Annotated in this window: 22 protein-coding genes; 16 read left to right on the top strand and 6 right to left on the bottom strand. The window is 72.8% G+C overall.

Going from position 1 to position 25,478, the window contains the following annotated elements:
- Positions 1-28: 28 nt before the first annotated feature.
- Complete coding sequence (locus ABTY62_RS44980; RefSeq protein ID WP_352135204.1) at positions 29-442, top strand: TIGR04222 domain-containing membrane protein; 414 nt, start codon at positions 29-31, stop codon at positions 440-442.
- Positions 443-504: 62 nt separating this feature from the next.
- On the opposite strand, the gene ABTY62_RS44975 is transcribed toward ABTY62_RS44980, so the two are convergent.
- Together ABTY62_RS44975 and ABTY62_RS44970 are read right to left on the bottom strand one after the other, a co-directional pair.
- Positions 505-933 (bottom strand): VOC family protein, encoded by a 429-nt coding sequence (locus ABTY62_RS44975; protein ID WP_352135181.1) that lies wholly within the window; start codon positions 931-933, stop codon positions 505-507.
- A 122-nt stretch (positions 934-1,055) separates the two neighbouring features.
- Positions 1,056-1,670, bottom strand: coding sequence for a TetR/AcrR family transcriptional regulator (locus ABTY62_RS44970; RefSeq protein ID WP_352135180.1), 615 nt, complete (start codon positions 1,668-1,670; stop codon positions 1,056-1,058).
- A 163-nt stretch (positions 1,671-1,833) separates the two neighbouring features.
- On the opposite strand from ABTY62_RS44970, the gene ABTY62_RS44965 reads away from it, so the two are divergent.
- The 4 genes from ABTY62_RS44965 to ABTY62_RS44950 are packed head-to-tail and all read left to right on the top strand — an operon-like array spanning position 1,834 to position 4,796.
- Entirely contained in the window at positions 1,834-3,132 is a 1,299-nt protein-coding gene (locus ABTY62_RS44965; protein ID WP_352135179.1) for an MFS transporter, read from the top strand.
- On the top strand, positions 3,129-4,001 hold the full coding sequence (locus tag ABTY62_RS44960) for a TIGR04222 domain-containing membrane protein (protein ID WP_352135178.1): 873 nt from the start codon (positions 3,129-3,131) through the stop codon (positions 3,999-4,001). The genes ABTY62_RS44965 and ABTY62_RS44960 overlap by 4 nt, the downstream gene beginning before the upstream one ends.
- A 58-nt stretch (positions 4,002-4,059) precedes the next feature.
- Positions 4,060-4,557, top strand: coding sequence for a DUF2975 domain-containing protein (locus tag ABTY62_RS44955; RefSeq protein WP_352135177.1), 498 nt, complete (start codon positions 4,060-4,062; stop codon positions 4,555-4,557).
- Entirely contained in the window at positions 4,557-4,796 is a 240-nt protein-coding gene (locus ABTY62_RS44950; RefSeq protein ID WP_352135176.1) for a helix-turn-helix domain-containing protein, read from the top strand. Before ABTY62_RS44955 ends, ABTY62_RS44950 begins: the two co-directional genes overlap by 1 nt.
- Positions 4,797-4,808: 12 nt before the next feature.
- On the opposite strand, the gene ABTY62_RS44945 is transcribed toward ABTY62_RS44950, so the two are convergent.
- Positions 4,809-7,001: an alpha-galactosidase gene (locus tag ABTY62_RS44945; RefSeq protein ID WP_352135175.1), complete on the bottom strand. Its 2,193-nt coding sequence runs from the start codon at positions 6,999-7,001 to the stop codon at positions 4,809-4,811.
- A gap of 79 nt (positions 7,002-7,080) precedes the next feature.
- On the opposite strand from ABTY62_RS44945, the gene ABTY62_RS44940 reads away from it, so the two are divergent.
- From ABTY62_RS44940 to ABTY62_RS44920, 5 genes are all read left to right on the top strand, one after another.
- A complete protein-coding gene (locus ABTY62_RS44940) occupies positions 7,081-8,112 on the top strand; it encodes a LacI family DNA-binding transcriptional regulator (RefSeq protein ID WP_352135174.1) in 1,032 nt (343 codons plus the stop codon).
- Between the two features lie 110 nt (positions 8,113-8,222).
- On the top strand, positions 8,223-9,551 hold the full coding sequence (locus tag ABTY62_RS44935; RefSeq protein ID WP_352135173.1) for an ABC transporter substrate-binding protein: 1,329 nt from the start codon (positions 8,223-8,225) through the stop codon (positions 9,549-9,551).
- Between the two features lie 16 nt (positions 9,552-9,567).
- Positions 9,568-10,509: a carbohydrate ABC transporter permease gene (locus ABTY62_RS44930; protein ID WP_352135172.1), complete on the top strand. Its 942-nt coding sequence runs from the start codon at positions 9,568-9,570 to the stop codon at positions 10,507-10,509.
- Between the two features lie 11 nt (positions 10,510-10,520).
- Entirely contained in the window at positions 10,521-11,354 is an 834-nt protein-coding gene (locus tag ABTY62_RS44925; RefSeq protein ID WP_352135203.1) for a carbohydrate ABC transporter permease, read from the top strand.
- 26 nt (positions 11,355-11,380) lie between these two features.
- Positions 11,381-13,921 (top strand): CBM35 domain-containing protein, encoded by a 2,541-nt coding sequence (locus ABTY62_RS44920; protein ID WP_352135171.1) that lies wholly within the window; start codon positions 11,381-11,383, stop codon positions 13,919-13,921.
- 36 nt (positions 13,922-13,957) lie between these two features.
- Here ABTY62_RS44920 and ABTY62_RS44915 read toward each other — a convergent pair whose 3' ends face one another.
- A complete protein-coding gene (locus tag ABTY62_RS44915; protein WP_352135170.1) occupies positions 13,958-14,356 on the bottom strand; it encodes a cupin domain-containing protein in 399 nt (132 codons plus the stop codon).
- Positions 14,357-14,455: 99 nt separating this feature from the next.
- Here ABTY62_RS44915 and cutA point away from each other — a divergent pair, with 99 nt between their 5' ends.
- Complete coding sequence (gene cutA / locus ABTY62_RS44910) at positions 14,456-14,779, top strand: divalent-cation tolerance protein CutA (RefSeq protein ID WP_352135169.1); 324 nt, start codon at positions 14,456-14,458, stop codon at positions 14,777-14,779.
- A gap of 22 nt (positions 14,780-14,801) precedes the next feature.
- Here the strand turns inward: cutA and ABTY62_RS44905 are convergent, their stop codons facing one another.
- Positions 14,802-15,515 carry a SanA/YdcF family protein gene (locus ABTY62_RS44905; protein WP_352135168.1) on the bottom strand — a complete coding sequence of 238 codons (714 nt, stop codon included), beginning with the start codon at positions 15,513-15,515 and terminating at the stop codon, positions 14,802-14,804.
- Between the two features lie 151 nt (positions 15,516-15,666).
- On the opposite strand from ABTY62_RS44905, the gene ABTY62_RS44900 reads away from it, so the two are divergent.
- Positions 15,667-16,671: an adenosine deaminase gene (locus ABTY62_RS44900; RefSeq protein WP_352135167.1), complete on the top strand. Its 1,005-nt coding sequence runs from the start codon at positions 15,667-15,669 to the stop codon at positions 16,669-16,671.
- Between the two features lie 597 nt (positions 16,672-17,268).
- On the opposite strand, the gene ABTY62_RS44895 is transcribed toward ABTY62_RS44900, so the two are convergent.
- On the bottom strand, positions 17,269-19,410 hold the full coding sequence (locus ABTY62_RS44895) for a molybdopterin oxidoreductase family protein (RefSeq protein ID WP_352135166.1): 2,142 nt from the start codon (positions 19,408-19,410) through the stop codon (positions 17,269-17,271).
- Positions 19,411-19,635: 225 nt separating this feature from the next.
- Here ABTY62_RS44895 and ABTY62_RS44890 point away from each other — a divergent pair, with 225 nt between their 5' ends.
- The 4 genes from ABTY62_RS44890 (at position 19,636) to dnaG (ending at position 25,428) form a co-directional block, all read left to right on the top strand.
- Positions 19,636-20,442 (top strand): sirohydrochlorin chelatase, encoded by an 807-nt coding sequence (locus ABTY62_RS44890; protein WP_502997647.1) that lies wholly within the window; start codon positions 19,636-19,638, stop codon positions 20,440-20,442.
- Positions 20,439-21,872: a deoxyguanosinetriphosphate triphosphohydrolase gene (locus tag ABTY62_RS44885; RefSeq protein ID WP_352135164.1), complete on the top strand. Its 1,434-nt coding sequence runs from the start codon at positions 20,439-20,441 to the stop codon at positions 21,870-21,872. Before ABTY62_RS44890 ends, ABTY62_RS44885 begins: the two co-directional genes overlap by 4 nt.
- A 225-nt stretch (positions 21,873-22,097) precedes the next feature.
- The gene (locus tag ABTY62_RS44880; RefSeq protein ID WP_352135163.1) at positions 22,098-23,378 is read left to right on the top strand and encodes an NAD(P)/FAD-dependent oxidoreductase; all 1,281 of its coding nucleotides are present in this window, start codon (positions 22,098-22,100) and stop codon (positions 23,376-23,378) included.
- A gap of 61 nt (positions 23,379-23,439) precedes the next feature.
- A complete protein-coding gene (dnaG, locus tag ABTY62_RS44875) occupies positions 23,440-25,428 on the top strand; it encodes a DNA primase (protein WP_352135162.1) in 1,989 nt (662 codons plus the stop codon).
- Positions 25,429-25,478 lie beyond the last annotated feature (50 nt).

The raw sequence follows: 25,478 nt of genomic DNA, 5'->3' as shown, positions 1-25,478 counted from the left end.
CCGGCAGACGCGCGCGTTCTCTTCTGGAATGGTGCCGTCCCCGGTTCACGGGCCACCGGGCGGACATACTGGCGGTAAAGGAATGGACGGGGTGGACGGGGGCATTCCTGTGCGGACGATATTCCGGCGCCGCGAATCGGTGGCGCCGCTGACGCTGGACATCTACGACATCGCTTACCTGGCGGGCGGGCCGCGGCGCGTGGCCCGGACCGCTCTCATTCAGCTGCGCGAGCGCGGCGCGATCAAGTTCAGAAGATCGGGCGACGGCTCGCCTTGTACGGCCTGCTTCCTGCGTATGTCTTCGACGGCCTCGCCGCCGTTGAGGACGAGCGCCTGCGCAAGGCCGTCTGGAAGGCGACGCCGTATCGGGACGAGCTGGGCGCAAGCCTGGTTCGTATGGGCGAGGCGATCGAAGATGCCGACGAAAACGACCGCGAGCTGAACTCCGCCTCGGATGCCGGCCCGTCCCGAGAGCTGACAGCACGTCGGCCGAGCGCAGCGGCCTCAGATTCCTGCCGACGGCACGAGCACAACACGCCAGCCATCGGGATCTTCGATCGTGACCGCGCCGTTCTCCTCCCAGTACGGGTTCTCCGCTTCCACGGGAGGGTGTCCCATTGCCGTCAGCCGGTGCACCATCAGCATCATGGCGTCGACGGCCGGGGTGTAGAAGACCAACAGGTTGTCTTTGGTCGGTGCGGGGCACGGACTGCCGTCCACGTGCTGGGTGAATTCCAGGTGGTAGGACCTCCCGGGAAGGCCCAGCATGACCCCGTCGTAGCCGGCGTGCCCCTGAAAGCTGAACAGTTCGGCCAGTCCCAGCCCGTCGCGGTAGAACCGGACGACCTCGGTCAGCCGATCGGTCGGCCGCGCGACGCGCACCTGCTTGACGTCGAGCCCTCCGGGCCAATCTTGCTCGTTGTGTACGGTCATGAGCTGTCTCCTTTTCGATACGGTGCGGACCGTATCATAAAGAAGTGCTGACCTCGCCCCGGAGCGCGGCCCCGGGGGTGACGCCATGGCGCCGAGCCTCCGGGGCCGCCCGCTCGCTGCCGTCAGGGCCGGGTGAGCGACGCCAGCACCAGATCCACGCTCTGTTCGGCCACGTCCCGGCTCACGGGGGCGTGGCCGAACAGTGTCCGGTAGTAGACGGGGGCGGCGAGCGCGTCCAGGACGAACTCCAGGTCGAAGTCGGGGCGGATCTCGCCCCGGTCGGCCGCCGTGCGCAGCCGGCGGGCGGTGGAGTCGCGGCGGGGGTGGAAGACGGAGGCAAGGAAGTCCTCGCGCAGCCGGGGGTGGTGAGCGAGGTCCGCGACGAGCGCAGGTAGCACCTGGCCCACCATGGTTCCGGTGAAGGCGTCGACCAGGGTGGTGATGCCCGTGATCAGGTCGGCGCGCAGGTCCCCGGTGTCGGGGGTGGGCTCCTGTCCCAGGGTGGCGCCGACGGCTTCGGTGACCAGGTGCTGCTTGGAGGGCCAGCGGCGGTAGATCGCCGGGCGGTGGACACCGACGCGGGCGGCGACCTTGCTGAAGGATGTCTCGGCGTATCCGACCTCCTCCAGTAGTTCGAGGGTGGCCTGTAGCGCGGCCGAGTCGATCTGCGGGTCCTTCTTCCTGCCCGCGGTGCGCGGCGCGTCGGCGTCGGCGGGGGGCTGCGAGACGGGAGTCACGGACTGCGTTTCCGTTCTGTCGGGCCTTGGGGGCGCGTGGCTGGGTGGATGCCGGCTGTCCAGTGTGCCGTGCGGAGGGCCGGGCGGTTGCGCTCGCCCTCTCAATAATGATTCGGTACGCCTTGTATCGGTATGGAGTCGCCGTGTGAAAGGCAGACCTGGCATGTCAACCGACCGCAAGGCCGTCCGGCCCAAATCGGGTGGTTCCGCGTTCACCCCGACAGCGGCGAAGCGCGGTGGACCGCTGCTGTTCATCGCCATCCCGCTGCTGGCGTTCAACCTGCGGGCGCCCATCACCTCCGTCTCCCCGCTGCTCGAGCGCGTCCGCGGCGACCTGGGGCTGTCCGGTGTGACGATCAGCGTCCTGGCCTCGCTGCCCGTCCTCTGCCTGGGCGTCTTCGCGTTCATGGCGCCCCGCCTGGGCGAGCGCGTGCGATCCCGCACGCTGCTGGCGGTCTTGCTCGGCGTGCTCGCGGCGGGGGCGCTGATCCGGACAGGCTCCTCGGCGCCGCAACTGCTCCTCGGGACGGTGCTGGTCGCGGCCCCGATCGGGGTGGCCAACGTGCTGCTGCCGGGGCTGATCAAGCGGGAGTTCCCGGACTCGGTGGCCGGCGTCTCCGTGTTCTACTCGGCGATGCTGACGTTCGGCGCGGCCGTCGGTCCGGCGCTGGTCGTTCCGCTCTCGGACTTGACCGGGTCGGCGTGGCGGGCACCGCTCGTGCTTCTGACGGTGCCGATGGCGGTGGCGGCGATCGTGGCCGTCCTGATCGCGATGGACCACCGGGGCGCGGACGCGGGCGCGCTCCCGGCCGATGCCGTACCGGTCCCCATAGCGGCGCCACGGCTGTGGCGGGATCCGCTCGCCTGGCGGGTGACGGTGTTCTTCGGCGCTCAGGCTCTGTTGTCGTATACGGCGTTCGGATGGCTGCCGACGATGTGGCAGGACCGGGGGATGAGCGCGGCGTCCGGCGGGCTCGCGCTGTCGCTGTGCAACCTCGTGGGGATGGCCGGGGCGGCGCTGCTGTCGGTGTCCGGGCGCCGGTTCGCCGATCAGCGGCCGGCGGCGGTGACCGTGGCGTGCCTGAGCGGGCTGGGTCTGGCCGGCGTACTGCTGGCGCCGCGGGTCCTGCTGTGGCCGTCCGTCATCCTGCTCGGGCTCGGGCTCGGCGCCGGGTTCGCTCTGGCGATCAGCCTGTTCGCGCTGCGGTCGCCGGACGCGCCGACGACCGCCGCACTGTCCGGCATGGCGCAGGGGATCGGATACCTGATCGGCGTCCTGGGCCCGCTTGGCGCCGGGGTGCTGCATGACATGAGCGGCGCCTGGCACTGGACGCTCCTCGCCCTGCTCCTCGCGTGCGCCGCCCAGGCCCTGACGGGCCTGGGAGCGGGCCGGACAGGCACCGTCAACCGCGCACCGGCATCGGAGAAGGCGCCCTCGGCTGATGGCGTCACCCCTGTGTGAGCGAGGACGCCATGCCTCCTGTGCTGGAGCGCCTTGAGCCGCTTGCGAAGCAGCGTCTCCAGTTCGGTGAGGGCGTGGGCGCCAAGCTCAAGTCTTCCTCTGGAATGGCGCCGTCCCCGGTTCGCGGGCCACCGGGCGGACATACTGGCGGTAAAGGAATGGACGGGGTGGACGGGGGCATTCCTGTGCGGACGATATTCCGGCGCCGCGAATCGGCGGCGCCGCTGACGCTGGACATCTACGACATCGCTTACCTGGCGGGCGGGCCGCGGCGCGTGGCCCGGACCGCTCTCATTCAGCTGCGCGAGCGCGGCGCGATCAAGTTCATCTACTCCAGGATGCGGGCCCTCAGGGCCGTGGATCCGGCCGACCACGCGGTCGAGCGCGCGATCATCAAGAAGTGCCACCCGAGGGGGGAGTACGCGTTCTCCGCGGCCGAGAAGGTTCGGCGTGGCCCCGAGATGAAGAAGATCGGGCGACGGCTCGCCTCGTACGGCCTGCTCAGCCGGTCCAGGCAGCACATCACGCCCGCAGGCCAACGGGAGTTGGAGGCGGCCAGGCAGGAGGGGGCGCTTCCCGCGTATGTCTTCGACGGCCTCGCCGCCGTTGAGGACGAGCGCCTGCGCAAGGCCGTCTGGAAGGCGACGCCGTATGGGGACGGGCTGGGCGCAAGCCTGGTTCGTATGGGCGAGGCGATCGAGGATGCCGACGAATACGACCGCGAGCTGAACTCCGCCTCGGATGCCGCCTCTGCCTCGGATTCGGGTTCGGATTCGGGCTCGGATTCGGGCTCGGACTGGGGGTCGCACTCCTGTGGCGGCCACGCCTCCTGCGGGGGCGGCGGTGGCGGTGGTGGCGGTGGCGACTGACGGGGGCCGCCGCAGGGGATCGATTGACTTTCGATAGAAATCAATCGATCATCGATCGATGCATCGAGTCCTCATCGCCTTACTCCGGGCCGGCATCGCCGCGGCGATCCTGCTCGGTCTCTTCGGTCAGATCGTCGTCATCCCGACGACGGCGGCCGACGAGGTCGACCGCTTCCCGCCGTACGAGCCCTTCGCCGCGCCGTACGTGACGGTGGCCATCGTCGGCGTCGCCTGCGTCCAAGTGGCGCTCGGCGCGGTGTGGATGCTGCTCGCCATGGTCCGGCGCGGGGCGATCTTCACCTCGCGGGCCTTCCGGTGGGTCGACGTCATCATCGGGGCCTCGATCGTGGCGACGCTGCTGGCGATCGGGGTCGCCGGTCATCTGGCCCTGGCCGACATCCCCTCTCCCGACGACAGCATGGACGTCATCAGCGCCTTGGCCGCCGCCATCGCGTGCGTGGGCGTGGGGGCGGCGTTCGCGATGCTCGTCGTCATCATGCGCAGCCTGCTGCGCAAGGCGACGGATCTGGAGACCGAGATCGCCGGGGTGGTCTGATGGCGATCGTCGTCGATCTCGATCTCCAGCTCGCCAAACGCAACATGTCGGTCGGCGAGTTCGCCGCCGCCGTCGGCATCACGCCGGCCAACATCGCCGTGCTGAAGAACGGTCGGGCGAAGGCGGTGCGGTTCACGACGCTCGACGCGATCTGCCGCACGCTCGGCTGCCAGCCCGGCGATGTGCTGCGCTGGGTACCCGACGACGGCGCGAACGACGGCCAGGACGGCGGATCCTGACGCCGGGCCCGCCTAGCCGGCCGGCGTCAGCCGCAGCAGCAGCGCCATCGGCGTCCGCGGCAGCGTCACGGCCAGCTCGCCGCGGGCCGCGTCCCACCGCGCCTCGCCGCCCGCCGCGGCCGCCGGGTGCAGCACCTCGACCTCTGCCCGGCGGCCCGACAGGTGCGCGAGCGGCAGGGCGCACTCCGGCGGGCCGCCCTCGCGCCGCCACGCCGTCACATACGTGGCCTCGCCGCTCCGCACGCCCAACGTCACCCAAGTGTCGTCCCAGCCCGGGAGCCCCAGTGGCCAGAACGGCGCCCCCGTGGCCAGGTCGCCCCGCAGCCGCCGGTACGTCGCGACGGCCGCCCGCACCCGGGCCAGCTGCCCCGGGGACATCCGGTCCAGGTGGCCGGAGAGGTGGACGCGGCCCAGCAGTGGGCCGGCCAGGGTGAAGTCGATCTCGTCGTCGGTGAACTCGGGCTGCGGATAGGCCCACACCGCGCCCTGCTCGGGCGGCACCACCGTGGGCGCGGCGGCGGCGATGGGCGGATAGCGGAGGGGGTCCTGCTGGTCGCTGGTGGACTGTAGCTGCGTCACGGCCAGCGAGGACCAGTCCATGCGCATCCCGCCCGACGCGCAGTTCTCGATGACGAGCCCGGGGTGGCGGCCGAGCGTGGCGGCCAGCCAGTCCTGGTAGGCGCGGGCGTGGGCGAGGAGGCCCGCGCCGGGGGCGGTGCGGCCGGTCTCGGGGTGCCAGTCGGTGCCCGGCGCCACGCTGATGTTGTAGTCGAGCTTGAGATAGCCCACCCCCCACTCGCCGACGACGCGGTCGATGGTCTTGTCGAGGTGGGCGCGGGCGGCCGGGTGGCGCAGGTCGAGGTGGTGGCGGCGGTGTTCGACGAGGCGGACCCCGTCGCGCTGGAAGAAGGCGTCGTCGGGGAGTTCGGCGGCGACCGGGCTGCGCACGCCGACGACCTCGGGCTCCAGCCACAGCCCGGGGACCATGCCGCGCGAGCGGATGTGGTCGAGCACGGCCTGGATGCCGCCGCCGGGGAAGCGGCGGGCCGAGGGCTGCCAGGCGCCGACGCTGTCCCACCAGCCCTGGTCATCGTCGTCGTACCAGCCGGAGTCGATGCAGAAGTACTCCGCCCCGGCCTCGGCGGCGGCGTCGATCAGCGGCAGCAGCCGGTCGGTGGTGGGGTCGCCCATCAGGGTGTTCATGTAGTCGTTGAACACCACGGGCAGGGCGGTGTGGTCGGGGTGCGGGCGCCGGGTGGCGCGGCGGTAGCCGGTGAGGTGGGCCAGGGCCGTATCGAAGCCGCCGTCCCTGGCGAGGGCCAGCGCGGCGGGGACGGTGGTGCAGGACTCGCCGGGGGCGAGCCGTGTGCGCCACTGGTGTTCGGCGTCGGTCGGCCCGTGGAGCGCGAGGTAGGTGCCGTGGGCCAGCTCCCCGGTCTCCCAGCGCCAGCCGGCCGGCGACTCGATCTGCCACACCCACGCCCGCCCGGTGGCGCGGTCGGTCAGCGCCCCCATGGCCAGATGGCCGTCGGTGGGCCAGCTGCCACGGCTGTGGCGGGTGAGGGCGGCGCGGCTGTCGTGCTGGTGGGCGTCGCGGCTGAGGTCGACGATCCGGTCGCGCAGGGGTTCGCCGTCCCAACGGCACTCGGCGAGCCAGTCGTTGCGGGCCCAGTGCGCGTCGAGCGCGTCGGGGGAGGGGAGCCCGCCGAGGGTGAGGCTGGTGACGGCCTGGACGACCAGCGGGTCCGTGCCCTCGTTGGTGAGCCGGACCTCGCCGCGCAGCACCGGCAGCCCGTCGGGGGAGGACAGCCGGACCTCGGCGGCCAGGCCGGAGTCGGGGTCGTGGAGGTCGACCGTCAGCCGGTGCCAGTCCTGTCCGTCCCGCATGTCCCGTACGGCCCGGTGGCCGCGGTGGCGCAGCCGGGCGCCCAGCGCGGTCTCGATGCCGCGCTGCCCGGACCACTCGCTGCCGTATCCGAGGGCCAGCACCTCGACGAGCGGCAGCGCGCCGCTGTCGGTGAACGGCCCGCCGTCGTCCGGAATCGCCAGCTGCACCAGCCGTACGACCCCGTCGGGGCCCGTCGCGAAGTGGGCGGTGAGCCCCGCGTGGCCCCAAGTGAACGTGTCCCGGGCGCCGCCTGACCCCGCCTCGGATGTCGCCTCGGACGTCGCCTCGGATGTCGTGTCGGATGCCGTATCGGTCAACGTGTCCCCTCCTGGTCCGCCTCGTGATTCCTCGTTGCGTTCTCTTGACGACCCCCATGTGACCGGTCACAATCCTGGCATGAATGTGACCGGTCACACAAGACGGCCCGGAATCCGCGATGTGGCGACGGCGGCGGGCGTCTCGTACCAGACGGTCTCGCGGGTGATCAACAACCATCCGAGCGTCAAGCCGTCGACCCGCGAGCGCGTCCTCGCCGCCATCGAGGAGCTGGGCTTCCGGCGCAGCGCCACCGCCCTCGCGCTGGCGAGCGGCCGCACGCGCTCGGTCACCGTGCTGACCGCCGACACCACGCACTACGGCTACGCCGCGACCCTCCAGGGCATCGAGGAGGCCGCCCGCGCCTCCTCCTACGCGGTCGGCATCGGCGTACTGGAGACCGCCGACGAGGCCGCCGTGCGCGACCAGGTGCAGCGCGCGGCCGACACCGGCGGCGGGCTGATCGTGATGGCGTACGACACCGCGGGCGTCCGGGCGCTGGCGGCGGTCCCCGAGGAACTGCCGGTGGTGGGCGTGGTGGAGACCCCCGCGAGCCCGCCCGGCGAGCACCGCCCCTGGGTGTGGACCGACGACCGGGAGGCGGCCCGCGCCGCCACCCGCCATCTGCTGGGCCTCGGCCACCGCACCGTGCACTACGTCGCGATCCCCTCCAGCACCCGCCGCACCGGCCAGCGCACCGCCGGCTGGCGCGACGCGCTGCGCGAGGCCGGGGCGGTCGAGCCCCGCCCGGTGGCGGGCAGCTGGGACCCGGCCAGCGGCTACCGGGCGGGGCAGAAGCTGGCCCGCGACCCGTCGGTCACCGCGATCCTGTGCGGCAACGACGACCTCGCGCTCGGCGTGATCCGCGCGCTGCACGAGGCGGGCCGGGCGATCCCCGGCGAGGTGAGCGTGGCCGGATTCGACGACGCCCCGCACTCCGCGTATCTCACGCCCTCCCTGACCACCGTGCGGCTGGACTTCACGGGGCTTGGCCGGGCCGCGTTCGGGCTGCTGTACGGGCTGGTCGAACAGGCCGAGCCGGTCGCCCCGCACCCCATGTCCGTACCCGAGCTGATCGTCCGGGAGAGCTCCGGCCCGCCGCCTTCCCCGTAACCACGCCCCGTCCCCGTCGCCCCGTCCCGTCCAGCCCCCTCCGCGCACCCCCCACTACGTGTACGCCCCCCGCCCCGCACTCCGACGACGCAGTGAGGCAGAGAACCGCGATGAGAAGAGTCCTCCCCGCCCTGGCGCTGATCTGCGCCACCGCCCTGACCGCCACCGCATGCAGCGACTCGACCTCCGCGGGCGGCGACGACACGGGCGGCGCGGCCAAGACGACGGTCGACCCCACGGCCCGGCTCGACGGCGTCAAGCTGACGATGTGGACCGCGCAGAACACGGTCAACGCCCCCAAGCAGGTCATCGAGGCGTTCGAGAAGGCCACCGGCGCCAAGGTCGACGTCCAGCCCATACCCGACCTCTACGAGCAGAACGTGCCGACCAAGCTCGCCTCGGGCGACCGGCCGGACCTGATGTTCTGGCAGCCCAGCATCTCCACCCTCCCCTTCATCCAGCCGTCGCGGAATCTGCTCACCCTCGACGGCGAACCCTGGGAGGCGAAGCTCGGCGACACCGAGAAGAGCCTGGGCGTGATCGGCGGCAAGCGCTACGCCGCCATCGTCACCAGCCCCGCCATGCTCGGCGTCTACTACAACAAGGACGTCTTCAAGAAGGCCGGGATCGCCGAGAAGGACTTCCCCAAGAGCTACGCGGACCTGCTCGCCCTCGGCCACCACATCAAGGACAAGGTGCCGGGCACCGCACCCTTCTACGAGGCGGGCGGCGACAAATGGCCCCTTCAGTGGCAGGTCCAGGTGCAGCTGACCGACCTTGACCAGCAGTGGTGGGAAGGGCTCAACAAGAACGAGAACAAGTGGACCGACCCCGCCGTCGTCAAGGCCATCACCACCTACAAGGACAAGCTGCTCGGCGCCGGGCTCGCCCAGAAGAACTACCGGACCGGGACCTTCACCGACTCCGCGGACGCCCTGTGGAACGGCGACGCGGGCATGGTCCTCAACGTCACGTCCTTCCAGACCCAGATCCAGGCCAAGCACAGCACCGCCGAGATCGACAAGAAGCTCGGCTGGTTCCCCGTCGCCAACTCCGGCGCCACCGGCCTGTACTCCCCGGACCAGACCAACGGCGTGGTCGCCTTCAAGACCGGTGACGAGAAGCGGCAGAACGCGGCCCGCCAGTTCCTCGCCTTCTGGCTCGGCCCCGACTACGCCGACTACATCAAGACGATGAAGATCCCGTCCGTCGAGCCGTCCGTGCCCACCCCCGACGGGCTGCCGCAGACCGCCACGTCCCAGGTCGCCGAACTCCCCAAGGCCATCGGGGTGTTCCAGGCCAAGGCCATCGTCGCCCCCGATCTCCATCTCGCCCTCGCCGACATGATCTACGGCAAGAAGTCGCCGAAGCAGGTCGCCGAGTGGGTGCAGGGCCAGTTCGCCCAGGTGGCCAAGGCCCAGAGCGCTCCGGGCTTCTGAGCGAGGAGGGCCAGCCGTGGCAGACACCGCCGTACGAACGCGCGCCCGGGCCGCCGGGGGCAGCGGAGGCAAGAGGGCCGGGCGGCGCAAGAGCGTGGGGCGGCTGCCCAGGGCGGCCGTGCACCACCCCTGGTGGTTCGCGCTGCCGGCCGTCGTGGTCTTCGCGGGCTTCTTCCTGCTGCCGAACCTGCTGAACTTCTTCTACCCGTTCACCAACTGGTCGGCGTACCACACCGGCATCTCCTTCGCCGGGTTCGACAACTTCACCACCATCGCCGACGACGGCTCGCTGCTCCGCGCCATCCGCACCACCCTGGTGTACGCGGTCCTCGCCGCGCTCTTCCAGAACGGCTTCGGGCTGGCGCTGGCCCTGCTGCTGGAGCAGGACACCCGGTTCAACCGCTTCTTCCGCGCGGTGTTCTTCCTGCCGGTGCTGATCTCGGCGCTCGCCGTCGGCTATGTCTTCCAGGCCCTGCTCGACCAGGACGGCGCGGTCAACCAGTTCCTCGGCACGGACATCCCGTGGCTGGGCTCCACCACCTGGACGATGGTGCTGGTCAGCGCCGTGCACGGATGGAAGTGGATGGGGCTGGCCATGCTCATCTACCTCGCCGGGCTCAAGGGCATCCCCGGCGACACGCTGGAGGCGGCCAAGGTCGACGGCGCGGGCGCCTGGCGGACGTTCTGGTCGATCCGCTTCCCGATGCTCGCGCCCGCGGTCACCTTCAACGTGACCACCGCGCTGATCGGCTCGATGAACACCTTCGACATCGTGCAGGCGACCACGGGTGGCGGTCCCGCGTCCTCCACCGAGGTCTTCAACATCTACATGTTCCGGGTCTTCGGACAGGGCCTGTACGCGCAGGCGTCCGCGATGAGCCTGGTGCTCTTCCTGGTGGTCGTGGCCGTCGCGATCCCGCTCGTGATCGGACTGCGCCGAAGGGAGCAGATGCTGTGAGCGCACTCGTCATGACTCCCACCGCCCGCGTCTGGCGGTACGCGCGGCCCGCCCTCGTTCTGCTGATCGCCGCGCTCGCCGTCGGCGTACCGCTGTGGCTGGTCCTGGCCACCTCGGCCAAGTCCCAGGGCGAGGCGGTCAAGCCCAACCTGGACCTGCCCGGCCACTGGCAGCCCGCCGCCAACTACGACCAGGCCCTCAGCGAGGGCGAGATGGTGCGCGGCTTCGTCAACAGCCTGCTGGTCGTGGTGCCCTCGGTGGTGCTGGTCCTGGTGCTGGGCGCGGGGGCGGCCTGGGTCTTCGCCCGGCGCCGGGGGCGGCTGGTGTCCGCCGCGTACGCCCTCACCATCAGCGGGCTGCTGCTGCCGCCCGCCGTGATCACCATCGTGATGGAGCTGCGGCAGCTGGGCCTGGCCGGCAGCCGGCCCGGCATGATCGCCGTCTACACCGGGATGTATCTGTCCACGTCGATCTTCTTCATGACCGGGTTCATCCGCACCATCCCGCAGGAGCTGGAAGAGGCCGCGCGGATGGACGGCGCCTCGCCGCTGCGCGTCTTCACGCGGATCATCCTGCCGCTGCTGCGCCCCGTGATCGCCACCGCGACGATCATGGTGATGCTCTATGCCTGGAGCGACATCTTCTACGCCTTCTTCGTCCTGGGCGGCGGGGACAAGGCGACGCTCCCGCTGGGCCTCTACAAGGTCGCAAGTGCCCAGCTCTACCTCAACAACTGGCATCTGGTCTTCGCGTATGTGGTGGTCATGAGCCTGCCCATGGTCGCGGTGTTCCTGATTGCCCAGCGAAAGATCGTTTCTGGAATCACCAGTGGAGCCGTCAAGTAACTGGAGGTCCTGTGAGAAGAGTTCCGATGAGAAAGCGACGAGCCCTCGCCGCCGTCATAGCCGGGGCGGCGCTGGTCGCCGCCGCGCTACCAGCCGCCTCGTACGCGGACAACCAGCCCAAGGCCGCCCAGGCCCAGCGCCTCTCCGTCGACCTCGCCGCGAGCGAGGGCCCGGTGCTGCACGGGGCCAACGGGGCGCTGTACGGGCTGAGCGACGACGGCGTGCCCAGCGACGCCGCCCTCGCCCCGCTGAAGCTGACCACCGTCTCGCAGAAGCCGGAGGGCGGGGCACAGCACCCCAACGGAGACGCGCTGACGGTCTCCAAGTCCTTCTTCCGCAACGGCGGGGACGCGGTCTACATCCTGCTCCAGGACACCTACTCCCAGTGGCCCTACCAGGACCTGGGCATCGACGACTACCTCCCCAAGGTCGAGAAGATCGCCAAGGACGTGGCGGGCGCGCCGAACAGCGAGCGCTTCGTCTATGTGCCGTTCAACGAGCCCGATCTGATCTGGTACAAGCTCAACTCCTCCGACCCCGCCACCTACCAGAAGGGCCGGGACCGCTTCTTCGCCGAGTGGAAGACGGTCTACCAGCGCATCCGCTCCATCGACCCGACCGCCCGGATCGCCGGCCCCAACGAGGCGGGCTACGACACCCGCTTCCTCCCGGAGTTCCTCACCTGGGCGAAGGCCAACAAGGTGCTGCCGGACGTGATGACCTGGCATGAGCTGTCGTCCGGCTCGCTGCGGGACTTCCAGGGCCACTACGACCACTACCGGGCGCTGGAGAAGAGCGTCGGGATCTCCCCGCTCCCGATCAGCATCGACGAGTACGCCAACCGCCGCGACCTGTCGGTGCCGGGCCAGCTGGTCCAGTGGGTGTCGATGTTCGAGCGCAACAAGGTGTACGCCAACCAGGCGTACTGGGACGCCGCGGGCAACCTCAGCGGCAATGTCGTCCGGTCGAACATCCCCAACGGCGGCTGGTGGTTCTTCCGCTGGTACGCCGGGATGACCGGCCGGACCGTGAAGGTCACCCCGCCCACCGCCAACGCCATCGACACCCTCCAGGGCCTGGCCTCGTACGACCCGTCCCGCAAGCAGGCGCAGATCCTGGTGGGCGGCTCGGCGGGCGACGCGGACGTGGCGGTCCAGCACGTCGACCGCGAGCTGTTCGGCTCGCGCGTGGTGGCGACCGTCTCCGAGGCCGAGTGGTCCGGCTACGAGGGCGCGGCCGCGCCGCCGCGCGTGCTGTCCCGGAGCGAGCTCAAGGTCGGCGCGGACGGCTCGGTGACGGTGCCGCTGACCGGTATGAAGACGATGTCCGCGTACCGGATCACGCTCACCCCGGCCGGCACCGGCACCCCGCGGGCGGCCGAGGTGCCGTGGAGCGCGTCGTACGAAGCGGAGTCCGCGGCGATTACCGACGGCCAGGTCTACACCCAGGGCACCGTCTCCAACGCCAACGGCTACGCAGCCTCGGGCACCAAGGACGTCGGCTCCCTCAACAAGCCCACCAGCAAGGTCGCCTTCGACGTCGACGTCCCGAAGACCGGCACCTACGACCTGGCGGTCTTCTACGGCAACCAGTCCGGCGCCCCCTCCACCCAGACCCTGACCGTGGACGGCCAGTCCGCGCAGCCGGTCACCTACCCCTCCACGCTCAACTGGACCTACCGCGGCATCCAGCACATCTCCGTCCGGCTGAGCGCGGGCAGCCACACCCTCACCCTGGCCCACGACAAGGGCGAGGCCACCCTCGACAAGATCGACCTGACCGCCGCCGCCACCCCCGCCACCTCGTCCGTCTCGTACGAGGCCACCCTGGCCGACCCCTCGGGCAGCCCCCGCTACGACTACTCCTCCGCGGCCGGAACCGGCACCGGATCCCTGGTCCTCGACGGCTCGGACACCGCGGTCTTCGACGTGTACGCGCCGCGCGACGGCTACTACACCCTCACCCCGCAGGGCTCCGGCGGCCGCGTCGAGCTGTCCCTGCACGGCACCACCATGGCCACCGCCCCGGGCCGGGCCGAGCGGCTCTTCCTCACCGCGGGCAACAACCGCGTCACCGCCGCCCCCGCCACCACGTCCGCCGTCCGGCTCTCCTCCCTGGACGCGACGGGCGCGGGCGACACCAAGGGGCTCGCCTCGTACGAGGCGGAGAGCGGCACCCTCGGCGGGGCCGCCGCCAGGACCGCGAGCGACTACGCCTCGGGCGGCGCCTACGTCGGCTTCCTCGGCAACGGCGCGGCCAACGACCTCGAACTGACCGTCCAGGCCCCCTCGGCGGGCCGCTACATGCTGATCGTCCACTACGCCAACAACCAGCGCGCGGACGGGCACGACTACAACACCAACGTCATCTCCCGCACCGCCGACATCTCGGTCGGGGGCGGCGCGGCCCGGCGCGTCGCGTTCAAGAACACCTGGACCTGGAACGACTACTGGGGCCAGGGCGTCCCGGTCGACCTGGCCAAGGGCGCGAACAAGCTGACCTTCGCCAACCCGAGCTCGTACGCGCCGAACATCGACCGCGTCCAGCTCGCCCCCGTGAAGGGCTGAGCCGAATCCGGTGAGGGCGTGCCCCCGTATGGCGGATCAGCCCGCCATATGGGGGTGCGCCGCGTGCTGGTGCGCGGCGGCCTCCTCGGTGGGCGTGGGGCAGCCCACCGTGGCGGTCACGGCGGTCAGCAGCACCACCGAGTCCTCCACCGCGACCAGCCCATGGCGCTCCTGCGGGATGCGCTGTACCTGCCCGGCGATCAGCTCCATCCGGACATGGCCGGTCTTGCCCGCGGTGAGCCGGACATGCCCGTGCAGCACCTGGAGGCTGGCCGCCGGGGGCGCGTTGTGCTCGTCGAGCTGGCAGCCCGCGACCATGGCGATGACGCTCTGCCGCAGCGGGCCGTCGTGCAGGAACAGATGCGAGCTCCGGCCGTGCGGGTCGGTCTTGGCCCGGTCCAGGTGGTGGCGTGCGAGTGCGGTGAGGTCGTCCATGTTGTCCCTCGATCGTCGCCGGGTCACCTCAATCGTCACCGGCTACCGTGATGCGCGCCAGTCGCACAGCCGGAACGCGTACAGAAGGGCTCTTCCGCCGTGGCCGACTTCCTGACCGTACTGACCACCACCGACACCCCCGAGAAGGCCGAGGCCCTGGCCCGCGGGGCGGTGACCGCGCGGCTGGCGGCCTGCGCGCAGATCAGCCAGCCCGTGACGTCCGTGTACCGGTGGCAGGGCGAGATCGAGACCGCGACCGAGTGGCAGGTGGCGTTCAAGACGACCGCGGCGCGGTACGGGGAGCTGGAGGCGCACCTCCGCGAGGCACACGACTACGAGACGCCGGAGATCATCGCGACGCCCATCACCCAGGGCGGCGAGGACTACCTGGCGTGGGTGGTGGCGCAGACGACGATCGACTGACGGCCGTGACGACGGGTGCGGCTCAGCGGGAGCCCTCCAGCACCCGCTGGATCCCGCGCTCGCGCGGGCCCAGGAACTGCGGGTCCGGCTTGAAGACCGCGTCCAGCGCCGCCTTGCCCGCCGCGACGGCCTCCCGCGCCCCGCCGAACAGCCACGTCGCGTCGCGCGGCTCGGCGACGCCGACCCCGTACGCGTCGATGCCCGCCGCCTCGCACAGCGCCAGCGCCCGGCGGATATGGAAGTCCTGGCTGATCAGCACCGCCCGGCGCACACCGAAGATCCGTTCGGCGCGGCTGCACGAGTCCCAGGTGTCGAAGCCCGCGTAGTCGCTGACGATGCGCCCGTCCGGCACGCCGTGCCGCACGAGATAGGTGCGCATCGCGTCCGGCTCGTCGTAGCCGTGCCGGCTGTTGTCGCCCGTCACCAGGATCGCGCGGACCTTCCCGCGCTCGTACAGCTCGGCGGTCGCGTCCAGGCGGTGCGCCAGATACGGGGACGGCTCGCCGTTCCACAGCCCGGCACCGAAGACCACCGCCACCGGGGCGCTCGGGACGTCCGCGACCGTGCGGACCCGGGAGTCCGTGGCCAGCCGCAGCCAGGTCGCGGGCAGCAGCGCGAGCACGCTGAGCGCCATCACCACCTGGACGGCGCGGCGCCGGCCGCGGCGCGTCTTCGGGAGCCGCAGCCGCGCCCGCCCCGCCCGCACCGCTCTGCGCACCCGCTCGCCGACACCCATCCGTCCACCGCTTTCTCCGCTGCCCGACTGGACTGACGTCGGCCACGGCCGATCGGTTGCTCGACCGGTTGCTTGATCAGTTCGGCCGGCAGACGCAGTCACATTAGGCTGGTGACCCTCCCCGTCAGCGAAAACAGCAGGTGATCCCGTCGTGCCCCCGACCCCGACCCCGCCCCCGATCCCCAAAGCAGAGCTCCACCTCCACATCGAGGGCACCCTCGAACCCGGGCTGGCCTTCGCGCTCGCCGAGCGCAACGGCGTCGAGCTGCCGTACGCCACCCAGGACGAGCTGCGCGCCGCGTACTCCTTCACCGACCTCCAGGACTTCCTGGACCTCTACTACGCGCTGATGGCGGTGCTGCGCACCGAGGACGACTTCGCCGACCTCGCGAACGCGTACCTCGCCCGCGCCCGCGCGCAGGGCGTCCGGCACGCCGAGATCTTCTTCGACCCGCAGGCGCACACCGCGCGCGGCGTCGCGATCGGCACGGTCATCGGCGGCCTGTCGCGCGCGCTGGACGCGGCGGAGGAGACGTACGGCATCACCACCCGCCTGATCATGTGCTTCCTGCGCGACGAGAGTGCCGAGTCCGCCCTGGAGACCTTCGAGTCGGCCCGCCCCTACCTGGACCGCCTCACGGCCGTCGGCCTCGACTCGGCGGAGGTCGGCAACCCGCCGTCGAAGTTCCGCGAGGTCTACGCGCGGGCGCGGGAAGCGGGGCTCAAGTGCGTGGCCCACGCGGGGGAGGAGGGCCCGCCCGCGTACGTCTGGGAGGCCCTGGACATCCTCGGCGTCGACCGCGTCGACCACGGCGTGCGCTGCCTGGAGGACGAGGCCCTGGTCGCCCGGCTGGTCACCGACCAGGTGCCGCTGACCGTCTGCCCGCTCTCCAACGTCCGGCTGCGCGTCGTCGACCGGCTCGAGGACCACCCGCTGCGGGCGATGCTGGACGCGGGCCTGCTGGTGACCGTGAACTCCGACGACCCGGCCTACTTCGGGGGCTACGCGGGCGACAACTTCGACGCGGTACGGGACGCGCTGCGCCTGGACGACGCCACGCTGCGGACCCTCGCCCGGAACTCCTTCCGCGCGTCCTTCCTGGACGAGGGGACGAGGGCGGCCTACCTGAAGGAACTCGACGCGTACGAGGCCTGAGGCCTCGGACGACGGCGCCCCGATCTCCCCACGCCCTCGGCGGCCCAGCCACGGGGCATGCCCCCGGGCCGCGGGTGCCCCGGCCAGGCCCTGTCCGGTGGATCTTGACGCCTGCGGCGGGCCTCCCCACCCCGCCCCTTCCCGACCCCTGTCGATGTGCGTCTCCGCCGCGCGGGGGGCTCCCGCCCCAGACTCCGGGGTCCAGGGGCGAAGCCCCTGCCACGCGGCGGAGCCGCACATCGACACTGCGGGAAGGGGCGGGGTGGGGAAAGCGCACCGGGCCGTGACGCTGCCCCTTCCACCGGCGCGCCGCCGCGGGTGGGGGCAAACCCGCGGGCCCCCGGGAGCCCTCGCCCACGCCGGGGTCTGGGGCGGAGCCCCGCACGCGGCGGAGCCGCATATCGGCAGGGGGCGGGGAGGAGCAGTGTCCGATGAGCGGCTCCGCCGCGTGGGCCCGCCGCAGGCGTCAAGCTCCGCCGGACATGGCCTCGGCCCGGGGGCGGCTCCGGTGGGGCCGCCCCCGCCCCGCCGGGTCGCGTCCCGGGGCGGCGGGGTCCGGGGCGCAGCCACAGGATCGGGGAGGGGCGGGGTGGGGGACTAACCCGGGGCCCGTTCCACCCGCACCGCGCACACCTTGAACTCCGGCATCCGCGAGACCGGGTCCAGCGCCGGGTTCGTGAGCGCGTTGGCCCGCCCCTCGCCCGCCCAGTGGAACGGCATGAACACCGTGTCCGGCCGGATGTCCCGGGTGATGCGGGCCGGGGCGACGGCCCGGCCGCGGCGGGAGGTCACCGCGAGGGGGTCGCCCTCGGCGGCGCCCAGGCGCTCGGCGAGCTGGGGGTGCAGCTGGACGAACGGGCCGGGGGCGGCCCGGTTCAGCTCCTCGACCCGGCGGGTCTGCGCACCCGACTGGTACTGGGCGAGCACCCGCCCCGTGGTGAGCAGCAGCGGATAGTCCGCGTCCGGCTCCTCCGCCGCCGGGCGGTGGGTCACCGGGGCGAAGCGGGCCCGGCCGTCGTCGGTCGCGAAGCGGTCGAGGAAGAGGCGCGGCGTACCGGGGTGCGCGCCGGGGCCGGTCGAGGCCCCCTCCGGGCAGGGCCAGAAGACCCCGTCCTCCTCCGCGATCCGGCGGTACGTGATCCCCGAGTAGTCCGCCACCCCGCCCGCCGACGCACGCCGCAGCTCCTCGAAGACCTCCTCCGGGTCGGCCGGGAAGCCCTTCTCCCAGCCCAGCCGGGCGGCAAGCCCGCCCAGCACCTGGAGGTCCGAGCGGACGCCGGGCGGCGGGGGAACGGCCGCGCGGCGCAGGATGACGCGGCCCTCCAGATTGGTCGTGGTGCCCGTCTCCTCCGCCCACTGGGTGACCGGAAGGACGACGTCCGCGAGCGCGGCGGTCTCGGAGAGGACCACGTCCGCGACCGCCATGAAGTCCAGCGACCGCAGCCGCGCCTCTATATGCGCCGCGCGGGGAGCGGAGACCACCGGGTTGGAGCCCATGAGCAGCAGGGCGCGTACGTCGCCGCCGAGCGCGTCCAGCAGCTCGTAGGCGCTGCGCCCGGGCCCGGGGAGCGCGTCGGGCTCGACGCCCCACACGGCCGCGACATGGGCGCGCGCGGCCGGGTCGTCGAGCTTGCGGTAGCCGGGCAGCTGGTCGGCCTTCTGGCCGTGTTCGCGGCCGCCCTGGCCGTTGCCCTGGCCGGTGAGGCAGCCGTAGCCGGAGAGCGGACGGCCCGCGCGGCCGGTGGCCAGGCACAGGTTGATCCAGGCGCCGACGGTGTCCGTGCCCTTCGACTGCTGCTCGGGCCCGCGGGCGGTGAGCACCATGGAGTTCTCCGCGTCGCAGAACATCCGTACCGCTTCCCGGAGTTCGGGGACGGACACGCCCGTGATCCGCTCGACCATCTCCGGCCAGTGGGCCATCGCGGCGGCCCGCGCCTCGGGCCAGCCGCTGGTGCGCCCGGCGATGAACTCCTCGTCCACCCGCCCCTCCGCGACCACCAGGTGCAGCAGCCCCAGCGCGAGCGCCAGGTCCGTCCCGGGCCGCGGCGCCAGGTGGAGATCCGCCTGCTCGGCGGTCCGGGTCCGGCGCGGGTCGACCACGATCAGCCTGCCGCCGGACTCCTTCAGCTCGGTCAGATAGCGCAGCGCGGGCGGCATGGTCTCGGCGAGGTTCGAGCCGACGAGGATCACACACCCCGTGCGGGCCACGTCCGCCAGCGGGAACGGCAGCCCGCGGTCCAGGCCGAAGGCCTTGTTGTGCGCGGCGGCCGCGGAGGACATGCAGAAGCGGCCGTTGTAGTCGATCTGCGAGGTGCGGAGCACCACCCGCGCGAACTTCCCCAGCGCGTACGCCTTCTCGTTCGTCAGCCCGCCCCCGCCGAACACCCCCACCGCGTCCCGCCCGTGCGCCCGGGCCGTGGCCGCCAGCCCCTCCGCGACCCGGTCCAGGGCCTCCTCCCAGGTGGCCGGTTCGAGCCTGCCGGTGTCAGGGCGGCGGACCAGCGGCTCGGTCAGGCGCACCCGGGAGGAGAGCACGGCGGGCGCGGTGCGGCCCTTGCCACACAGCGCGCCGCGGTTCACGGGGAACGCCGTCCGCTCCACCACCGCCACGCCCCCTTCGCTCCCCGGCGCGGGGCGCAGCGCCATGCCGCACTGGAGCGAGCAGTACGGGCAGTGGGTGTCGACGGCGGCGGTGTCGACGGCGGCGTCGGGCGTCGTCACGGGGGTCGCGTGCGGCATGCGGCCAGCGTGCTACGGCCGTGTTACGGCCCGCGTCCGCTCGCGTTACGCACCGGGCAACCGGACCTCAGCGCGGGCGGCGGCGGGCGGTGAACTCGCGGCAATCACCTGTGACGGCCGCGCAACGGGGGTGCAATGTCCCGCTGCGAGGCTCTCGTCATGACGGCGTCGCCCCGCCCCGGTCCCGCAGCCCCTTCCGGCCCCCTCGACAGTACGGCGCAGCTCATGACCAGGATCACCGCCCAGCTCAGCTCGCAACTCGGCCATCTGACCCTCAGCGGCCCCCGCGCGGCGCGCCGCCCGCCGACCCTTGTCGCCGTGGCCCACGGCAGCCGCGACCCCGAGGCGCCGCGCACCGTCACCGCGCTCGTGGACCGCGTCCGCGCGCTCCGCCCCGACCTGCCCGTACGGCTCGGCCACATCGAGCTGAACCAGCCGCTGCTCGCCGACACGCTGGCCGCGCTGCACGGCGAGGCCGTTCTCGTACCGCTCCTCTTCGGGCGCGGCTATCACGTCAAGCGGGACCTGCCGGACACCGCCGCGGCCGCGCCTCACCTGTCCGTCCGCATCGCCGCCCCGCTCGGCCCGCACCCGCTGCTCGCCGAGGCCCTGCACGCGCGCCTCGCCGAGGCCGGGTGGCGGCGGTCCCGGGGGCTGTCGGAGACGGGGGTCGTGCTGGCGGCGGCGGGCTCCCGCGACCCGGACTCGGCCGCCGACACGGCCCGCGCCGCGGCCCTGCTCAGCGCCCGGCTCGGAGGGGTGCCCGTGCTGCCCGGCTACGCCTCCGCCGGCGGGCCCACCGTGGCCGAGGCGGTGCGCGCCCTGACCGACCGGGGGCGCCGGCGGATCGCGGTGGCCTCGTACTTCGCCGCTCCCGGGCGGTTCGCGACCCAGTGCGCGGCCGCCGCGCCCGGCGTCGCCTCCGGTCCGCTCGGCGACCATCCGGCCGTCGCCCGGCTCGTGGTCCACCGCTATGAACAGGCGCTCGCCTCTGCACCCATGTCACACCCGGCGGTTACCGTCGGTGTATGAGCCGCACGGGACCCACGGCATCCGACCCCTCAGCCGAGACCCCCCAGTCCACCCAGTCCCCCCAGTCCACCCACCAACCTGATCCGGCCCGGACGACCGAGTCCACGGCCTCGGCGAGCCCCGGCTACGAGGCGTCGGACCTGGAGCGATGGGCGCCCGAGCCCGACAAGCGCCCGGGCCGCACGGCCTTCCAGCGCGACCGGGCGCGCGTGCTGCACTCGGCCGCGCTGCGCCGGCTGGCCGGCAAGACGCAGGTCGTCCCGGCGGCCCCCGCCGCCGACCCCGGCCCCGGCGCCCCGGCCTGGGACGCCACCCCGCGCACCCGGCTGACCCACTCCCTGGAGTGCGCCCAGGTGGGCCGGGAGCTCGGCGCCGCCCTCGGCTGCGACCCGGATCTGGTGGAGATGGCCTGCCTCGCCCACGACCTCGGCCACCCGCCCTTCGGGCACAACGGCGAGCAGGCGCTCAACGAGGTCGCCGAGGCGTGCGGCGGCTTCGAGGGGAACGCGCAGTCGCTGCGGCTGCTCGCCCGGCTGGAGCCCAAGCGGTTCGTCGCCGACCCGGAGACCGGCGCGCCGGTGAGCGTGGGCCTCAACCTCACCCGCGCCGCGCTGGACGCCGCCACCAAGTACCCCTGGCCGCGCGGCGGCCACCCCCGCGACCCCGGCTCCCGCAAGTTCGGGGTCTACGAGGACGACATCCCGGTCTTCGCCTGGTTCCGGCAGGGCGCGCCCGAGCACCGCACCTGCTTCGAGGCCCAGGTCATGGACTGGTCCGACGATGTGGCGTACTCGGTCCACGACGTCGAGGACGGCCTGCACGCCGGCCATCTCGACCCCGGGCTGCTGCTCGCCGAGCCCGAGCGCCGCGAGGTCTTCGCCGTCGCCGCCGACCGCTACGCCCCGGGCGCCGATCCGGCCGAGCTGGCCGAGGCGCTGGACCGGCTGCTGGACCAGGAGTGGTGGCCACACGGCTACGACGGGTCCTCCGTCGCCCAGGCCCGGCTCAAGGACGCCACCAGCCAGCTCATCGGCCGCTTCTGCCTCGCCGCCGAGGGGGCCACCCGCGCCGCGTACGGCACCGGCCGGTTCACCCGCTACGGGGCGGAGCTGGTGGTTCCGCGCGAGGCGCGGCTGGAGTGCGCGGTGCTCAAGGCCGTCGCCGACCGCTATGTGATGCAGCGCGCCGACCAGGAGGCGGTCCGCGCCGACCAGCGGGTCATCATCGCCGAACTCGGCGCGGCGCTGACCGCCCGCGCCCCGGTGGGCCTGGACCCGCAGTTCCGCGCGCTGTTCGACGAGGCGGACGCGGCCGGGGACGACGTGGGCCGCCTGCGCGCCGTCGTCGACCAGATCGCCGCCCTCACCGACGCCTCCGCGCGCTCCCTGCACACCCGCCTGACCGCGCCGCGCGCGGCGCGGCGCCCATGAGCGGGCTGGCCCGCCCGCGGCCCCGGCCCGCGGCTCGGAGGGCGACGATCCGCGTCCGCGGAGGCGCGGCGCGCTGGCCCGTACGGCGTACTGCCTCTTCCCGCCGCACGCGCGGTGCGGGAGGCTCGAACATCGGCTCACACGACCGGGGCTCACACGACCGGCCTTGACATGGCGTAGCCGCGCACGGCGCACGGGCACCGCGCGGCAGCGAGGAGGAGACAAGTGGTCGACGCACACCAGACGTTCGTCATCGTCGGAGGGGGTCTGGCCGGGGCGAAAGCCGCGGAAACCCTCCGGTCCGAGGGATTCACCGGCCGGGTGATCCTGATCTGTGACGAGCGCGACCACCCCTATGAGCGACCGCCCCTGTCCAAGGGCTTTCTCACCGGCAGCCAGGAGCGCGACACCGTCTTCGTCCATGAACCCGCCTGGTACGCCCAGGCCGATATCGAGCTCCACCTCGGCCAGACCGCCGTCCAGCTCGACCGCGCCGCCAAGGCCGTGGTCCTCGGCGACCGCACCCGCATCCACTACGACCGGCTGCTGCTGGCGACCGGCGCCGAGCCGCGGCGTCTCGACATCCCCGGCACCGACCTGGTCGGCGTCCACCATCTGCGCCGCCTCGCCCACGCCGAGCGGCTGCGGTCGGTCCTGGCCGCCCTCGGCCGGGACAACGGCCAGCTGGTCATCGCGGGGGCGGGCTGGATCGGCCTGGAGGTCGCGGCGGCCGCGCGCGGGTACGGCGCCGAGGTGACGGTCATCGAGCCCGAGCCCACCCCGCTCCATCTGGTCCTCGGCCCCGAGCTCGGCAGCCTCTTCACCGATCTGCACAGCGAGCACGGCGTCCGCTTCCACTTCGGCGCCCGGCTGACCGAGATCACCGGGCAGGACGGCGTGGTGCTGGCCGCCCGCACCGACGACGGGGAGGAGCACCTCGCCCACGACGTGCTGGCCGCGATCGGCGCCGCCCCGCGCACCGCCCTCGCCGAGGTCTCGGGCCTGGAGGTGGCGGACCGCTCGGCGGGCGGCGGGATCGTGGTCGACGCCGCGCTGCGCACCAGCGACCCGGACATCTTCGCGGCGGGCGACGTGGCCGCGGCGCCCCTCGCGTTCCCGGGCGGCGCCCGGCCGCCCGGCGGCCGGCTGCGCGTCGAGCACTGGGCCAACGCGCTGAACGGCGGGCCCGCCGCGGCCCGCGCCATGCTCGGGCAGGACGTCGCGTACGACCGCGTGCCGTACTTCTTCTCCGACCAGTACGACGTCGGCCTGGAGTACTCCGGCTACGCGCCGCCCGGCTCGTACGACCAGGTGGTGTGCCGCGGCGATGTCGGCAAGCGGGAGTTCATCGCCTTCTGGCTGAGCGAGGGCCGCCTGCTGGCGGGGATGAACGTGAATGTGTGGGATGTCGTGGAGCCCATCCAGCGCCTCATCCGCAGTGGCGCCCGGCTCGACCCCGACGACCTGGCGAACCCCTCCGTCCCGCTGGCGTCCCTGCTGCCGTAGGCGTCGCGCGCGGGCCCGGCCGGGCTCCGGCGATGTCGGAGCCCGGCCGTAGAATTCACGCGTGGCAGGCAGGATCAACGATGACGACGTGAAGGCGGTGCGGGACGCGGTCCCGATCGACGCCGTCGTGTCCGAATACCTCCAGCTGCGCAACGCGGGGGGAGGCAATCTCAAGGGCCTGTGCCCCTTCCATGACGAGAAGTCCCCGTCCTTCCAGGTCAGCCCCAGCAAGGGGCTTTTCTACTGCTTCGGCTGCCAGGAGGGCGGCGACACGGTCGACTTCATCATGAAGATCGACCACCTCTCCTTCGCCGAGACCATTGAGCGGCTCGCCTCCCAGGCCGGCATCACCCTGCGCTACGAGCAGGGCAGCGCGACGCCCGGCCGGCAGCAGGGCGAGCGCACCCGCCTGGTCGAGGCCCACAAGGCGGCCGCCCAGTTCTATGTGGAGCAGTTGGACAGCCCCGAGGCGGAGATCGGCCGCAGATTCCTCGCCGAGCGCGGCTTCGACCAGGCCGCGGCCCAGCACTTCGGCGTCGGCTACAGCCCGGCGGGCTGGGACCACCTGGTCCGCTTTCTGCGCGGCCGCGGCTTCAGCGACAAGGAGCTGATCCTCTCCGGCCTCGCCCAGGAAAGCCGCCGGAACCCCATCGACCGCTTCCGCGGCCGCCTCATGTGGCCCATCCGCGACATCACCGGCGAGGTCGTCGGCTTCGGCGCGCGCAAGCTGCGCGACGACGACAACGGCCCGAAGTATCTGAACACCCCCGAGACCCCGCTCTACAAGAAATCCCATGTGCTGTACGGCATCGACCTCGCCAAGAAGGAGATCGCCAAGACCAGCCGGGCCGTCGTCGTCGAGGGCTACACGGACGTCATGGCCTGCCACCTCGCCGGGGTGACCACCGCCATCGCCACCTGCGGCACGGCCTTCGGCGGCGACCACATCAAGATCCTCCGCCGGCTGCTGATGGACAATTCCAGCGCCGAGGTGGTCTTCACCTTCGACGGCGACGCGGCGGGCCAGAAGGCGGCGCTGCGGGCCTTCGAGGACGACCAGAAGTTCGCCGCCGAGACCTATATCGCGATCACGCCCGGCGGGATGGACCCGTGCGACCTGCGCCTCGCCGAGGGCGACGAGGCCGTCAAGTCGCTGGTCGACAGCCGTACGCAGCTGTTCGAGTTCGCGATCCGGCAGATCCTGGCCCGGCACAACCTGGACACGGCGGTCGGGCGGGCCGCCGCGCTGGACGAGGCGGCGCCCGTCGTCGCGGGGATCAAGAACAGCTCGATCCAGCACGAGTCCGCGGTGCACCTGGCCGGGCTGCTCGGCATCCTCGACACCCAGTTCGTGGTGCGCCGGGTCGCGCAGCTCGCCCAGTGGGCCCGCGAGCGCGGCCAGCGCGGCGGCCCGCAGCAGGGCGGCGGGCGCCGCGGCGGGGCGCCGGGCGGCCCGGCGGGTCCCGGCGGCGGCTACGACGGCCCCGGCGGCCCCGGTGGGCGCGGCGGTCCCGGCGGTGCCGGCGGAGCCGCCTCCGGTGGCGGCGCGCCGCAGCCCCCGCGCGGCCCCGCGCTGAACCTCCGCAGCCCCGCCCACCGCGTCGAGCGCGAGCTGCTGAAGCTCGCCCTCCAGCGCCCCGAGCTGGTCTCCCCGGCCTTCGACGCCTACGGGACCGACGAGTTCACCGCCGCCCCGTACGTGGCGGTGCGCCGCACCATCGAGGCCGCGGGCGGGGCGGGCGCCGCCGACGGCGACTATCTGGCGCGCGTCCGCGACGCCGCCCCCGACGACACGGTCCGCGCGATGGTCACCGAGCTCGCCGTCGAGGCCCTCAACACCCGCCGCGACCCCGACGAGGTGTACGCGGGCGTCCAGTTGGTGGCCGTCCGGCTGGCCGCGGTGAACCAGCGGATCGGCGAGGTCCAGGGCGCCCTCCAGCGCCTCGGCGCCGGCGCCGACCCCACCCACCTCGCCGCCGTGCAGAACGAGCTGTGGGTCCTCCAGCAGTACGGGCAGTCCCTGCGCGAGAAGGGCGTGGCGGCCCTGTAGGGGGCCCGTGGTCCTGCGCTGTAACCGCCCGGTCACGGCCCGCTGCGCAA

The organism is Streptomyces sp. NPDC097640, from assembly GCF_040302705.1.
Taxonomy (GTDB): Bacteria; Actinomycetota; Actinomycetes; order Streptomycetales; family Streptomycetaceae; genus Streptomyces.
The sequence above is the reverse complement of the archived record's forward strand: the minus strand, read 5'-3'. Positions and strand labels throughout refer to the sequence as shown.